Below are 14,600 nucleotides of genomic sequence, written 5' to 3' on the forward strand. Positions count from 1 at the left end.
ATTTTAGTCTAACAATATTAATACCAAAAATACTTTATATCGTTTTTATAACGTTAGAAATTTGTGTTAATTATAAACCAAGTTATTAAATGTTAAAAAGTTGACAACTTACTAACTTGAAAAGCCTATTATTTTTTGAGTTATTCCTTATTTAATAATACATTTACAACACTTTAAAATTAGAATATTTTATGCCTGAAACAGTTTTACAATTAAAAGATGCTTCTATTTATCAAGGAGATAGTTTAGTACTGGCCGATGTGAATTTTGAAATGAACAAAGGCGACTTTGTATATTTAATTGGTAAAACAGGCACTGGGAAAAGTAGTTTTATGAAGACGCTTTATGGCGATTTAGAACTCACTAAAGGTGAAGGAAGCATTGTTGATTTTGATTTAGCAAAACTTAAAGAAGACGACATTCCTTATCTACGAAGAAAGTTAGGTGTGGTGTTTCAAGATTTTAAGCTCTTAAACGATCGTACCGTGAATGCCAATTTAGAATTTGTACTTCGTGCCACAGGATGGAAAGACAAAGAAAAAATAGCTGCTAAAATTGAAGCTGTTTTAAACCGAGTTGGTATGAAAACCAAGGAATTTAAATATCCTTATGAATTGTCTGGAGGCGAACAACAACGTATTGCCATTGCCAGAGCCTTATTAAACGACCCTGAATTAATCCTTGCAGATGAACCAACTGGAAATCTAGACCCTCAAACGAGCATAGAAGTTATGGAAGTGCTACAAGAGCTAAATAAAAAAGGGCATACTATTTTAATGGCAACTCATGATTATGCTTTACTTTTAAAGTACCCAAGTAAAACCCTAAAATGCGACGACAACAAAGTGTTTGAAGTTGTGCAACGAAAAGGATAATTATGCTTTCGGTTTTAATTCCTGTTTATAATTATGATGTTACTGAGCTAGTAAATGAGTTACATAAGCAACTGGTTACTTCGGGAATTGATTTTGAAATATTAATTTTTGATGACGGTTCAAAATCTGAAATTAATAACATTAATTATAAACTTAACCAATTAGAAAATGTTGAGTTTAAGGAATTGCAAAAAAATGTTGGATTAAGCCAAAACAGAAATCTTTTAATAAAATCTTCAAAATTTGATTATTTAATTTTATTGGATGCTGATTCTTTATTAGTAGATGACTTGTTTATAAAACATTATTTACATGCTTTTAAGAATAATCCTGATATTGTTTATGGTGGTTTAACTCATCCTAAAGAAATTAAACCTGAACAAAAACTACGATGGAAGTATGGAAGGCATGCAGAGGAAGTTCCTGTTAATACTAGAGCAGAAAAACCATATAAATATATGAGAGGCAATAATACTGCATTCCATAAACGTGTATTTAAAATCGTAAACTTTGATAATTCTTTAACTAAGTATGGACACGAGGACACTCTTTTTGCTTACCAAGCTTTATTACAAAAATTAAATGTTTTACATATAGACAACCCCGTTTTACATGGAGATATCGATACAAATAATATTTTTATAGAAAAAACCGAAAAAGGAGTGGAAAATTTGCTTTTTATTTATAACTCTAAAAAAATCGATGCAGATTTTGTTAAAATTTTGAGCTTTTACAGAAAAATAGAAAAAATTAAACTAAAAGGAATTTTAGCTATAACATTCACACTTTTTAGTCGACTAATCAAAAAACAACTAAACTCATCTAAACCTTCTTTATTTTTGTTTAATTTTTATAAGTTATCTTATATGTGCTATTACGATCTTAACAGAAAAATTTAACTGCTTAACGACTGAAATAATTCATGCCATTGTTTCATGATTTTATCTAAATTAAATTTTTCAGCAATTTGTTTAGCATTATCCCCTAAAGTATTTCGTAATTCCTCATCTTTAATTAATAATTTAATTTTATTGGCATATGCATCCATATCAAAACTATTAATTAAAAAACTGTTTTCACCATCATTTATTAACTGTTTTGGACCAGAAGCACTATCAAAAGCTATTGTTGGTAAACCAAAAGCCATTGCCTCTAAGATTACCAATCCAAATGCTTCAGACGAAGAGGTGTTTAAAAGCATTGAGACTTTTGAATATTCTTCTGTAATGTTTTTTGTTGGAGGATATAGTTGAACTTGGTTATTAATATTAAGTTTTTCAATTAATCTTTTAAGTGCATATTCTTTATCACTTTCACCATAGATTTTAAGTGTCCAATCAGGATAATTTTCAACAACTTTTTTCCATACTTTTAGTAATATATCAAACTGTTTTTCGACTGAATGCCTTCCAACTGCTAAGGCTATTTTGTTTTTCAATTCAGACTGCTCAAAAGGTAGTTTTAAACAAAGAGGATTAGGAATAACCTTAATATTATTGGCTTTCCAATCTTTTGTATCTTCATTATTTAATATAATAAAAGCTTGATAATTTTTAACATTATTATCTAGTATTATATTGGCTATTTTGTTTTTAATACGTTCTTTTAAAGTATTAACATCTATTTTTCTACTGCCATGTCGTTCGTAAACCAATGGCGTTTTAGTTTTAACAATGTAGGGTAGTAAATTTCCTTTAAAACCATTATCACAGTTTATAATAATGTTTGGCTGCACATTGTCAATAATATTTTGGAGCAACGTTTTATATTTAAACAAGTATCTAAAACCAAAGTTTTTGATGTCTATTTTATGAAAGACTATACGCTTATTGAACTCATAAAAAAACGTCTCAGAAGTATTATTAGTCGTCACTACATGAATGGTATATCCATACCTTTCAATTAAATAATTGAGCTTTACCGAAAGTACTCTTGCAACACCTCCAGAACCTTGTAAATTGGTTGTTATGTAAAGTAGTTTTGGCAATAGATTAATTCTTAAAGTTCATTACATCCAACCATTGATTACCTATTACATTAAGTGAAAATTTCTCTACACTCTTTAATGAATTGTCTTTACACTTTTTATATAATGCCTCATCTAGAATCATCAAATTTAATCCTTTGGTCAATTCTTCTAAATTCTGATCTTCAATTAAAAGTCCATTTTCTTTATGATTGATTACTTCTCTTGGTCCAGTTGGACAACCAAAAGCAATAGCTGGTATATTACAACAAAGTGCTTCGATTAAAACCATAGGATGCCCTTCATGCCAACTACTCAATACAAAAGCCTTAGCGTTTTTCATAAACTTGTACGGATTATCTTGAAAACCAAGGAAATGTACTTTGTTCTTTACATACATCTTTTCTGCTACATGCTCCAGCTCTAACTGTTTTTTACCTTTACCTAAAATTACAAGATGCACTTGATTTTTTGGAAGTTTTGATTCGGCATATGACTCAATAAGTTTATCAAACTGCTTTTGATCTGTATCAAAATGCCCAACTCCTATAACATACTCAAAGTCTAAATCTATAGGTTGCTCTTTTTTAGCCTCAATAACAGAGTGAATTACAGGATTATAAATCATTGAAACATTTTTAAGTTTAGGATACTTCTTTTCAACCATTTCTTTCATTGCCTTGGTAATTGCTATAACTCTATAAGCCTTACCATAAATTAACTGTGTCCAAAATCTGGATTTAGATAAATAAATTTCTAATTGTGAACTATGAATAGTATAAATGGTCTTTTTTTGCTCATAAATAAATTTAGAAATCATGTACTCCTGAAGAATACGTTTTCTAAATCTAAAATCGATAACAAAATCAAAATCTTGTTGTTTTATGTACTTTTTTAAAGCATTAAAACGCTTTATTTTATTGAAAATGGTATTAGACTTACTTTTTAGTTTTCCTAAATTATACAGTTCACCAGAATATTCGTACCCAATTTCATCATGTATAATGATGTTATGAACTTCAATATTTTTTTTATCAAAAAAGTTAGACAAATTAGCCATTACCCTAGCAGTGCCTCCACCATACATATGAAATCCTACTAAAGCAACTTTTTTTTTCTTCATTATTGAGTAACAGTTTCTTCAAAAATAAATGATTAATTCGTTTATTCTATTTTTCTTTATTCTAAATTTATGCAATATTAGTTTTCTTGTATGATTTTGCTTTCTATACATCTTATAACTTACAATAACGAACCACATATTGAAGATACACTTCAATCTATTTTAAAACAAAATGTTGATTTTGATTATGAGATTATTGTTGGTGACGACCGCTCAACAGATGGCACTTACAGTATTATTGAAACGTATGCGGAAAAACACCCTAACTTATTTAACATTAAAAAGAACACTAAGCAATTAGGCATCCTTAAAAATTTTAAAACAACTTTAGATAGGTGCAGCGGTACTTTTGTATTTGATATTGCTGGTGACGATATGTTAAAAACAAATGATGCACTACAAAAAATGGTAGATGTACTTAAAAGTGACAGCAAACTAGGGTTTGTGGATTCTGGGTTTGATAGTTTTTATGAAGAAACCAAAAAAACTATCGCTTTTAAAAACAAAACCATACTCCTTGGTTCTAAAAAAGATTACAAAGATGCTATTTTGCTAGGCAATATTGCACCTATTGGACATTGTTACAGAAAAGAACTTCTTTATAGGTATGTTGATTTCAATACCTATCTAAATATGGATTTAACCATTGAAGATTATCCTATTTTGGTTGATATGGTTATGAATACCGATTTTGAAAGAATTAATGAATCTCTTCACATTTACAGAGTTCATGATCACTCTCATTCTCACCAAAAGAATTTGGACGAGCTCGTGTTTCAAAAGAATCAAATGAAAAAACTATTTGATTTTTTTTCGAAAAAATACAATGTCTCTAAAGAAATAAGAGACCTCTATTTAAATAATCATTATAAAACTATGCTGTTTTACGCTGGTTATTTCAGTAATAAAAAGTTAGGAAAAGAAGTTTATAAAAACATTAATTCAAAATCTGTAAAAGATAGAATTCATTATGTAGCTAGTCAGTTCCCTATAATTAGAAAGTTGATTGCTTTGAGAAAGAAAGTAAAATTAACTAGATAAAAACTGCTTAAAATCTCTAATATAATCGTCCTCATTATAAGTCTCGGAGGCAACCACAAGGCAAATAGCTCCTGAGGAAAACTCTTCAATTTCCCTCCAAACCATATTAGGAATTAGCAACCCTTTATTAGGCTTGTTTAAAGTTATTATTTGCTGATGTCCATGTATATCGTTTAAAACCACATCAAAACTGCCACTAATCGCAATTAACAATTGTTGCAATTTCTTATGAGCATGACCACCTCGATAGGAACCACTTGGTACATCGTATAAATAATAAACTCTCTTTATATTAAAAGGAATTACATCGTTTTCTATAACAGATAAATTACCTCTAACGTCGGTTATCTTTGGAATATCTATTATTTTAATATTGTTTAAACTCAACTTATTTACGTTTTGTTATCCGTTTTTTTAGTTCCTTAACTAAATCGGTTTCTTTATCTAATCTATTGATGCTAAAAATACTTGATGTAATAATAAAAACAAATAATAACCCATATTTTAAATACATATTATTAATATAAGTTATTAAAAAAGCTCCAAAACAAAACACTATACAAACAAGAAGAGCTTTATAAAATTTGGTTTCAAATTTAAATTCATACTTGCTTTTGGCAATTATTTTCACACCTATTAAGTACATAACATAATATACCAAATAACTTACTCCAACACCTGTAAGTCCTCCATAAACATATCCAAAAACACTCATCAAAATTAATAAAAAGCTAAACGTAACTTCAGTTATTAAATATAGTTTTGAGTCGCCTTTTGCTACTAGAATATAGCCCATGGACCATGATATAGCTTTAAATAGTGTGGCTAAAATTCCGAAAGTGAGAACACCTATAATTGGCATAAATTCTTTAGTAAACAAAATACTAATGATTGTAGGAATGAATGCTAGAAATATGACAATTATGGGAGTTAACAGCAAAATAGCAACATAAGCTTGCTGGTTAACCACATTAAGCATTTTTGTAGGCTCGTTTACAATTGAAGATAATCTTGGAAAATAATCTTTACTCATGGCAGTAAAAATCACTCCAACATAGGCATTAATAATTATAAAAGCAGCATTATAAAAACCAACTTCTTCAATACCACCTTTATTGGTTATGAATATTTGTGTAGCATAAATAGAAACAATAGTTGCCAAACTCCCAAGACTTAAAACAAAGCCCAATCTTACCATTGATTTTCCTTCATGGATAGTATCTTCTAATGTTAGTTTTGGTTGCTTGATATATTCCTTTCTGCTATAAAGCCAAGAAAATATATAGGTAAAAAAAGCAATTAAAATAATAGCTGGGACAATACCATCAATACCATAATAATAGTACAATGGCACTATAACAATTAAACTACAGAAGCTTCCCCATAACGAAGCTTTTGCAAGCTTTTTTAATCTTCTTAAGCCCTGTAAAATTGCCAAGTTCCCAACAGTTAATTGGTTAAACAACACAGCTAAAGACAAAAGCATAAACGAGATAGTATGAATAGAATTATTAAAAACTAACTCACTTAACCAAGAAGAAAGCACAAAAGTGATGATAGCTCCTAGTAATCCTGTTATCCAACATAATCGTTTTAAAACATTTATAAGTTTTATGGTTTTACTTTCATCTTTATCCTTAAATGCTGAAATCTCTTTTACAGCACTAACATCTAAACCTAATTGAGAAAAACCAGTGATAACATTTAAAGTAGAATTTAATACACCCACAATACCCATTCCTGTTGGACCAATAAGTATCGCTGCTAGTTTTGATTTAGCAATGGAAATTAAAACACTTAAAATTTGAACACCACTAAATAAAGACGTTGCTTTTAAAATGTTGCGATATGATTTTTTATCATTATTCATGTACTCTAGGAAAACGTAATTCTAAAGAAACTCTAGTAACATCACTATTGTTTATGGCTGCACCATGAATTAAAAAAGGCGTAAAAATTAATGCTTCTCCTTGTTTAGGGTTTGGTCTAACCATATTAAGCATACCTTGTTTTGTTTTTAAAATACATGGTACATAATACGTGTTGCCATTAATTTTAGCACCTTTACTTTTAGTTCTAAAGATATCGCTTTCTTTTATTAAATGGCTTCCAGGACAAACAGGTAAAGATGTTTGTTCGTTACATCCCTCAATAGGAATCCAGACATTAATAATATCTTTCCAATAACTTAAATATCCATCTCTGTGTGGAGGGTTTATATCTAAGGAGTTTGGTCTATTAATTCGTATTTGCACATGTGTTTTTTTTAACTCTTCAATCCATGAAGTAAATTTATAACCCAATATTTTTCCAAATCGCTCGGCCAATGCATTAATATCAAAGTTAAAATCTCCATTAGTTAAATTTCTTGTAATATCAATGACTTTTAAATGAAGTGCATCATTATGCACAATTTTATGATAATTGCTCAAAGTAAAAGTATCTTCATTAAATTTGATATTATTTAATTTTAAAGCTTTAATAATATTTGTGTATATGGAATGCTTGAGGTTATCAAACTCATTTTCCTCAATTACTTTTACACAAGCATACCCTAAAGATTCCCAATCTGTTTTAGATATAACACTGTGTTCTTTTTCATAAAGCAACTCTTCTTTTCCCCAAAAGAAATCGCCTTCAACTTGAAATTCAAATTTTGAAGCATCAATGTTTACATAACAATTTTTTTTGTTCATATTTCAGGAGTTTATTTACTCATCAGGTTCAGGTATTACACCAAATATAGAGCTACTAAAAATTAACAATATAATTATAAAGTACATTACATAACTAATAAAATGTGCCATATTAGCACCAACAACCCCAAACATATCAACTAAATAAATACTTGTAAAATAAGTCATAAAAACCAGGAATAATTCTGTTATTACAAAATGCCAAAACATTTTTTTAGCAATAAAATTATACGCAATTAATACTGATAAAATTTTAATAAAATCACCTAATAGTTGCCATCCAAATAATTGCTCAACAGGTGTAAAATCGTCAGTTAAAAATAATAATACAATAAAAGGTTTAAGCAAATAAATTACTAAAAGCCCCAAACCAAAAACTGGTGCTATATTTTTGTAAAAGCCTAACACCTCAGCCTTGAATTCTTTCTTATCCTTAATTTCAGTGAATCTTGGTAAAAAATAAAGTGTCATTAATGAGTTTACAAACATTAAATAATAGGTTGAAATCCTATTCATTGCCTCCCAGTAACCTGCACTATTCATACCTTGGGAAGTAATTATATAATTTCTAATAGCGATCATCACTAATGGCAAAATAATTCCTGACACAATAGCCATTAAAACAAATGGAGCAAACTTTTTTATCCATTTAAAATCTATATTTTCAACCCTAATTTGACTTATTAAACTTCGTCTATTTAAAATACCTACAAGTGTAATTAAAAATATAAGCGAAGGTGAAATAACTACCGAAATAAGTGCGCCATCAATGTTATCTTTCCATATTAACAACAGGGTTACTGCTAACCCCATGAGTTGTCCAATAATATTTATAACTAACAGTATTCTATATTTTGAAAATCCATTCATAATAGAAAAACAAAACATGTTTAGTGAGTAGAAAGGCACTGCCAATGCCATAATTTTTATGATGTAAGTAAAATTATATCGATTAGAAAATAAAAAAGCATTTAAGGCTTCAGCGTTGTAATAACACAGTAAACTCACTAAAATCGTGGCAAAAAAACCTGCATAGTAGGCAGTAGAAATTGTTTTACTTAGTTTAGATGCATCTTCTTTAAATTTTCCAATAAACTTTACAACACCATTATACAAACCAAGTGTTGCAAATGTTTGGATTGAGGTGAAAAAACTTCTTAAATTACCTATTAAAGCTAATCCTTCGGCACCAATAAAAATTGCTACAAACTTTGTGGTTAAAAAGCCTGAAACAATCTTAGTTAAAACTGTGGCAGAATGTAACCAAGCAACTTTAACTAAAACCTTGCTATTAATATACTTTATTAACTTTTTCAATTAGTAGGTATTTATTAGCTCAATAATTTTTTGCACATCTTGTTTGTTCATTGTTGGGTACAATGGCAAACTTACAACTGTTTTATGAATTTTTTCAGTAATTGGAAGGTTTAAATAAGAATATTCTTTCAAAGCCTTTTGCTTATGAGGTGGAATTGGGTAATGAATTAGGGTTTCTACACCTTTTTTATTCAAGTAGTTTACAAAATTATCTCTATTATCAACTCTTATAACAAATTGATGAAATACATGGTCACCATCTTTTGAAAAATTTGGTAACTTAATTTTATTAGAACTTATTTTAGAAAAATATGTATTGGCTATTTCAGTTCTGTGACCATTATCTCGATCTAGAAAAGGTAATTTAATATTCAAAAACATAGCTTGAATTTCGTCTAATCTAGAGTTATAACCCTTTACTGCGTTAACATACTTTGAGTCTGCTCCATAATTACTCAATTTACGAATCATGTTGGCTAATTCAAGATTGTTTGTAGTAACACAACCTCCATCTCCTAAAGCGCCAAGGTTTTTACTTGGGTAAAAACTAAATCCAGCCGCATTACCAAAATTTCCAGCTTTTACACCATCATTATTTTTAGCACCATGTGCTTGAGCAGCATCTTCAATAAGTAAGAGGTTATATTTTTTTACTAACTCGCTAATTGAATTCATATCAGCTAATTGCCCATATAAATGTACAGCCATTACTGCTCTTGTTTTCCAAGTAATAGCATCTTCTACTTTAGTAGGAGATATATTAAAGGTCTCTTCATCTGGTTCAATCAAAACAGGATGTAATCCTGCATGGATAATAGCTAATATTGAGGCTATATAAGTATTTGCAGGAACTATTACTTCATCACCTTTTTCCAACAAACCAAGCTCTATATAGGCTTTAAAAATTAATATTAAAGCATCTAAACCATTTGCAGTACCAATACAAAATTTAGTGCCACAATAATTTGCAAAATTAGTTTCAAAAGTATCTACCTCATCACCTAAAATATAGCTTCCTGAAGCTAAAAAACCAGTATATGCTTTTATAAATTCTTTGTCAAAGCGCTTATTAATACTATGCAAATCCATAAAACGAATCATACAAAAACAGAATTAAGTTCTACATAATTTTTAGTTTCTACACGATAGAATTCGTGCACTATAGTTCTAGCTCCAAAAGATTCTTTCCATGAAAGCAATCCTTCATTTATTTGTTGACCTTGATTAATGTTTGAAATTCCAAAATCGAAATACTTTTTAGTTTTAAATATATTATTAATTAGGTAATCAAAAAGAAAATCTAAGCTTCCTAATTTTTGCTTATCAGCATTAGCAGATATATACTGCACATGTGCTACATGCTTAGTATCAAAAACAGTAGCACCTGCAACAATTTTGTCATTATTATAAACATTAAATTGCCTAATATGTTTTTGAAAGTTAGATTTAAGCTGAGTGATTTCAGACAACGAATGTACTGGAACTACTTGATGTGCTTTTTTAAGGTTTGGAATTAATATCTTATTCCAAAAATCCTTAAAATCATCTACTTCTTTTACTTCTAAATTTTGAGATAAGGCTTTTTTTAAGCCTCGTTTTCGATTTGAAGATTGTATTGGTAATTTATATTTTGCTTCAATTACCGAAGTAACATCTGTTCGTGTTACTTGTGCTTTAGTTTTAAAAAGTAGATACTGTAATTCGTCACTTGGCAACGTGTGATAAATTTTAGGTAGTAGTTTTAAATGAAGCTCTTTAACATTTTTCTTATGAAGAAATTTTAAGAGCTCTTTATAAGCTAATAATGTATCATTGAAAGTAATTCCTTCACTAAGAATAATCCCTCCATAAGTTAATCCTTGATGTGAACACACACTATTTTTGTCTTTATTGGCCGGAAAAATTGCAATCAGTACTTCATCTTTAAAAACCAATAATGAAAAATCATGAAATCTATCATTATGGTATTCGATAAAATCACGGTAAAATAAAAACGTGGCATTTTTGGATTTTGCTATAAAATTATTCCAAAGGTGCTTATAACTTTCACTGTATTTTTCTACTGAAAAAATAGTTTTTTGTTTTTAGTAATTATACCGTGAAAGTACTAATTTTTCTTAACAAACAAATAATAGAAATTTATACAAAGTATCGCTACGTTAGTTATTATAATTGGCCAAGAAATAGCTAGCATAAAGCCATAAACAACAAATAGAATAGCTCCGATAGAGTTTATTAAGCGTAACTTTCTAACATCTTTCATCATAAAAGAAATTAGTAATGCTAACATAGCAGCATAACCAACCCATTCGGTTAATGAAACTCCTAAAATCTCCACCTAAATGCTTTTAGAACGTTTTCTATCTACTTCTTTAAGTAATATTTTACGTAAACGTAAGTGATTTGGTGTTACCTCTACATACTCATCTTTTTGAATATACTCCAACGCTTCCTCTAGCGAGAACTTAATAGCTGGTACAATTTTAGCTTTATCATCAGCACCTGATGAACGCACGTTACTCAGTTTTTTTGTTTTGGTAACATTTACCACCATATCGTCTCCACGAGAGTTTTCACCAATTACCTGCCCTTCGTAAATATCTTCGCCTGGATCAACAAAAAACTTACCTCTTTCTTGCAACTTATCAATAGAATAAGGAATGGCTTGTCCTTTTTCCATAGATACTAACGATCCGTTTTGACGTTCAGGAATACCTCCTTTTATTGGTTGATACTCTTTAAAACGGTGTGCCATAATAGCTTCACCAGCTGTAGCAGTTAATAACTGATTACGCAAACCAATAATACCTCTTGAAGGCACCATAAATTGGCAAACCATTCGGTCGCCTTTAGCTTCCATACTTAGCATCTCCCCTTTTCGCATAGTAACCATTTCAATAGCTTTACCAGAAACTTCTTCAGGTAGATCAATAGTCATTTCTTCAACAGGTTCGCATTTAACACCATCAATTTCTTTAATGATTACTTGAGGCTGACCAATTTGAAGCTCATAACCCTCACGACGCATCGTTTCAATTAATACAGATAAATGCAACACACCACGACCAAAAACAATAAACTTATCTGCACTATCTGTTTCTTTAACTCTAAGTGCTAAGTTCTTTTCTAGCTCTTTGTCTAAACGTTCTTTAATATGACGAGAAGTCACATATTTTCCATCTTTACCAAAAAATGGTGAGTCATTAATAGTAAATAGCATACTCATTGTTGGCTCATCGATAGCAATTGTTTTTAAACCTTCAGGGTTTTCTATATCAGCAATAGTATCACCTATTTCAAAACCTTCAAGACCAACAATAGCACAAATATCTCCAGCAACAACCTCATCTACCTTTTTACGTCCTAGTCCTTCAAACGTATGTAATTCTTTTATTTTAGACTTTAAAATACTTCCATCACGTTTTACAAGAGACACCTGCATTCCTGACTTTAAGGTTCCTCGTTGTAACCTTCCAATAGCTATTCTTCCTGTAAATGAAGAGTAATCCAACGATGTAATTAACATTTGTGTAGTTCCTTCTTTTACTTTTGGAGAAGGTATATGATTGATGACCATATCTAATAATGGCTCGATGTTATCGGTTTCATTTTTCCAATCATCACTCATCCAGTTGTTTTTGGCAGAACCATAAACTGTTGGAAAATCCAGTTGCCACTCTTCGGCACCAAGTTCGAACATTAAATCGAAAACTGCTTCATGAACCTCATCAGGTGTGCAATTTTCTTTATCAACTTTATTTACAACCACACATGGTTTTAAACCTAAATCAATAGCTTTTTGTAATACAAAACGTGTTTGCGGCATTGGGCCTTCAAAAGCATCAACTAATAACAGTACACCATCAGCCATATTAAGAACACGCTCTACTTCTCCACCAAAATCGGCGTGACCAGGAGTATCAATAATATTAATTTTCGTGCCTTTATAAGTTACTGATACATTCTTAGATGTAATAGTAATACCACGTTCACGTTCTAGATCGTTATTATCTAGAATTAAATCTCCCGTATTTTCGTTTTCACGAAATAACTGACAGTGATACATTATTTTGTCAACCAGAGTAGTCTTACCGTGATCAACGTGAGCGATAATCGCTATATTTTTAATATTGGTCATAGTGCCTAATTTTGCGCGTGCAAAGGTACATTTAATTTTGTTACCATTTATTATAAATATAATTTCATTAAGATGTTAAATATTTGTTATTCGATAGCTTATACAAAATATTGGTATTGTCATTGCGTTAAAAAGACTAAAAACAAAAAAACTTTGCAAATGAAAGGTTTAAGCAAATACATAAAATTTATACCCTATTTATATTTTTTAGTCTTTATTGGGCTGTGGTTTACAGATGTTAATAAAAATGAAGGCATTTTTGCTTTTCCTATTCTAATTTTTGGAATTCCGTTTGTTTGGCAAATGATTAAACCAAACAATAAATTGAATTTTGCCTTAGGGACAACCTTTGTTTGCATTTCGTCTTACTTCATTTTAGCATATTTATCTGATGTGTTAGGTGTTATTTCATTTGGTATAACTGCAAAACAATTTATAATTGTTGGAGGGGCGTTATCTTTTAGCAACTTTAATGTCCTTATGGATTATTAGAAATAGTTTAAAACGAGCGTTCTAAAAATGTATATCTTTGTGGCTTGAAAATATAAGCTAATGACTCTTCAAGACATACCAAAAATTAAACATACAAACTCAAATAATTTTTTTTTACTTGCAGGACCTTGTGCCATTGAAGGTGAAGACATGGCAATGCAAATTGCTGAAAAAGTAATTAACATTACCAACAAGCTTGAGATTCCTTATATTTTTAAAGGCAGCTTTAAAAAAGCCAATAGAAGCCGCATTGATAGTTTTACAGGCATTGGCGACGAAAAGGCTTTAAAAATTCTAAAAAAAGTTTCAGAAACTTTTGATGTTCCAACGGTTACAGATATACATGAGGCAAGTGACGCCAAAAAAGCGGCACAATATGTTGATGTATTACAAATTCCTGCGTTTTTAGTGCGTCAAACCGATTTGGTTGTTGCTGCTGCAAAAACAGGCAAAGTAGTAAACCTAAAAAAAGGGCAGTTTATGAGTCCTGAAGCTATGAAGCATGCTGTGCAAAAGGTTAAAGATGTTGGTAACGACAAAGTGTGGATTACAGATAGAGGTACTATGTTTGGCTATCAAGATATGATTGTTGACTTTAGAGGCATTCCTACCATGCGTCAATATGCACCTACTATTTTAGATGTCACCCATTCTTTACAACAACCTAACCAATCGGTTGGCGTTACTGGAGGACGACCAGACATGATTGAAACCATTGCTAGAGCTGGTGTTGTAAATAATGTAGATGGTTTATTTATTGAAACGCATTTTGACCCTACAAATGCAAAAAGTGATGGAGCCAACATGTTACACCTAGATAATTTAGAAACTTTACTTTCTAATTTAGTTGCTATTAGAAAAACGGTTCAAGCTCTTTAAAACAGGCTTCAAAAAAACATTCTATAAATTTTCTACATATTTTTTTTAAGTGTTTAATTTTTTTTGCGTCTAA

15 protein-coding genes are annotated in these 14,600 nt (G+C 30.1%); 5 read left to right on the forward strand and 10 right to left on the reverse strand.

Annotation, left to right across the window (positions count from 1 at the left end; genetic code table 11):
- Window positions 1-191 precede the first annotated feature (191 nt).
- Window positions 192-875, forward strand: coding sequence for a cell division ATP-binding protein FtsE (locus E5167_RS06955; protein WP_136842481.1), 684 nt, complete (start codon window positions 192-194; stop codon window positions 873-875).
- 2 nt (window positions 876-877) lie between these two features.
- Complete coding sequence (locus E5167_RS06960) at window positions 878-1,774, forward strand: glycosyltransferase family 2 protein (RefSeq protein WP_136842483.1); 897 nt, start codon at window positions 878-880, stop codon at window positions 1,772-1,774.
- Here E5167_RS06960 and E5167_RS06965 read toward each other — a convergent pair.
- The gene (locus E5167_RS06965; protein ID WP_169301392.1) at window positions 1,771-2,862 is read right to left on the reverse strand and encodes a glycosyltransferase family 4 protein; all 1,092 of its coding nucleotides are present in this window, start codon (window positions 2,860-2,862) and stop codon (window positions 1,771-1,773) included. The genes E5167_RS06960 and E5167_RS06965 overlap by 4 nt on opposite strands.
- A gap of 4 nt (window positions 2,863-2,866) precedes the next feature.
- Window positions 2,867-3,964 (reverse strand): glycosyltransferase, encoded by a 1,098-nt coding sequence (locus E5167_RS06970; protein ID WP_136842487.1) that lies wholly within the window; start codon window positions 3,962-3,964, stop codon window positions 2,867-2,869.
- 90 nt (window positions 3,965-4,054) lie between these two features.
- On the opposite strand from E5167_RS06970, the gene E5167_RS06975 reads away from it, so the two are divergent.
- On the forward strand, window positions 4,055-5,005 hold the full coding sequence (locus E5167_RS06975; protein WP_136842490.1) for a glycosyltransferase: 951 nt from the start codon (window positions 4,055-4,057) through the stop codon (window positions 5,003-5,005).
- Here the strand turns inward: E5167_RS06975 and E5167_RS06980 are convergent.
- From E5167_RS06980 to typA, 8 genes are all read right to left on the reverse strand, one after another.
- Window positions 4,994-5,392, reverse strand: coding sequence for a sugar 3,4-ketoisomerase (locus E5167_RS06980; protein WP_136842492.1), 399 nt, complete (start codon window positions 5,390-5,392; stop codon window positions 4,994-4,996). The genes E5167_RS06975 and E5167_RS06980 overlap by 12 nt on opposite strands.
- 1 nt (window position 5,393) lies before the next feature.
- Window positions 5,394-6,875 carry an O-antigen translocase gene (locus tag E5167_RS06985; protein WP_136842494.1) on the reverse strand — a complete coding sequence of 494 codons (1,482 nt, stop codon included), beginning with the start codon at window positions 6,873-6,875 and terminating at the stop codon, window positions 5,394-5,396.
- Window positions 6,868-7,701 carry a phytanoyl-CoA dioxygenase family protein gene (locus E5167_RS06990; protein ID WP_136842496.1) on the reverse strand — a complete coding sequence of 278 codons (834 nt, stop codon included), beginning with the start codon at window positions 7,699-7,701 and terminating at the stop codon, window positions 6,868-6,870. Before E5167_RS06990 ends, E5167_RS06985 begins: the two co-directional genes overlap by 8 nt.
- A gap of 15 nt (window positions 7,702-7,716) precedes the next feature.
- Entirely contained in the window at window positions 7,717-9,018 is a 1,302-nt protein-coding gene (locus E5167_RS06995) for an O-antigen translocase (protein WP_136842498.1), read from the reverse strand.
- Complete coding sequence (locus E5167_RS07000) at window positions 9,019-10,119, reverse strand: DegT/DnrJ/EryC1/StrS family aminotransferase (RefSeq protein ID WP_136842500.1); 1,101 nt, start codon at window positions 10,117-10,119, stop codon at window positions 9,019-9,021.
- Window positions 10,116-10,952: a GNAT family N-acetyltransferase gene (locus E5167_RS07005; RefSeq protein ID WP_239021958.1), complete on the reverse strand. Its 837-nt coding sequence runs from the start codon at window positions 10,950-10,952 to the stop codon at window positions 10,116-10,118. The genes E5167_RS07000 and E5167_RS07005 overlap by 4 nt, the downstream gene beginning before the upstream one ends.
- Before the next feature lie 173 nt (window positions 10,953-11,125).
- Window positions 11,126-11,356, reverse strand: a complete 231-nt coding sequence (locus E5167_RS07010) for a uroporphyrinogen decarboxylase (protein WP_136842504.1) — start codon at window positions 11,354-11,356, stop codon at window positions 11,126-11,128.
- Window positions 11,357-13,156, reverse strand: coding sequence for a translational GTPase TypA (gene typA / locus E5167_RS07015; protein WP_136842506.1), 1,800 nt, complete (start codon window positions 13,154-13,156; stop codon window positions 11,357-11,359).
- A gap of 159 nt (window positions 13,157-13,315) precedes the next feature.
- Between typA and E5167_RS07020 the strand changes: the two genes are divergently transcribed.
- Together E5167_RS07020 and kdsA are read left to right on the forward strand one after the other, a co-directional pair.
- Complete coding sequence (locus E5167_RS07020) at window positions 13,316-13,648, forward strand: hypothetical protein (RefSeq protein ID WP_239021959.1); 333 nt, start codon at window positions 13,316-13,318, stop codon at window positions 13,646-13,648.
- 60 nt (window positions 13,649-13,708) lie between these two features.
- On the forward strand, window positions 13,709-14,527 hold the full coding sequence (gene kdsA, locus E5167_RS07025; protein ID WP_136842508.1) for a 3-deoxy-8-phosphooctulonate synthase: 819 nt from the start codon (window positions 13,709-13,711) through the stop codon (window positions 14,525-14,527).
- Window positions 14,528-14,600 lie beyond the last annotated feature (73 nt).

This window comes from Pontimicrobium aquaticum, assembly GCF_005047595.1.
GTDB lineage: Bacteria > Bacteroidota > Bacteroidia > Flavobacteriales > Flavobacteriaceae > Pontimicrobium > Pontimicrobium aquaticum.

Bases quoted from the DNA above. Each gene is read 5' to 3' on its own strand.
- E5167_RS06955 (WP_136842481.1), top strand. From the start codon at position 192: ATGCCTGAAACAGTTTTACAATTAAAAGATGCTTCTATTTATCAAGGA.
- E5167_RS06960 (WP_136842483.1), top strand. From the start codon at position 878: ATGCTTTCGGTTTTAATTCCTGTTTATAATTATGATGTTACTGAGCTA.
- E5167_RS06970 (WP_136842487.1), bottom strand. From the start codon at position 3,964: ATGAAGAAAAAAAAAGTTGCTTTAGTAGGATTTCATATGTATGGTGGA.
- E5167_RS06975 (WP_136842490.1), top strand. From the start codon at position 4,055: ATGATTTTGCTTTCTATACATCTTATAACTTACAATAACGAACCACAT.
- E5167_RS06985 (WP_136842494.1), bottom strand. From the start codon at position 6,875: ATGAATAATGATAAAAAATCATATCGCAACATTTTAAAAGCAACGTCT.
- E5167_RS06990 (WP_136842496.1), bottom strand. From the start codon at position 7,701: ATGAACAAAAAAAATTGTTATGTAAACATTGATGCTTCAAAATTTGAA.
- E5167_RS07000 (WP_136842500.1), bottom strand. From the start codon at position 10,119: ATGATTCGTTTTATGGATTTGCATAGTATTAATAAGCGCTTTGACAAA.
- typA (WP_136842506.1), bottom strand. From the start codon at position 13,156: ATGACCAATATTAAAAATATAGCGATTATCGCTCACGTTGATCACGGT.
- E5167_RS07020 (WP_239021959.1), top strand. From the start codon at position 13,316: ATGAAAGGTTTAAGCAAATACATAAAATTTATACCCTATTTATATTTT.
- kdsA (WP_136842508.1), top strand. From the start codon at position 13,709: ATGACTCTTCAAGACATACCAAAAATTAAACATACAAACTCAAATAAT.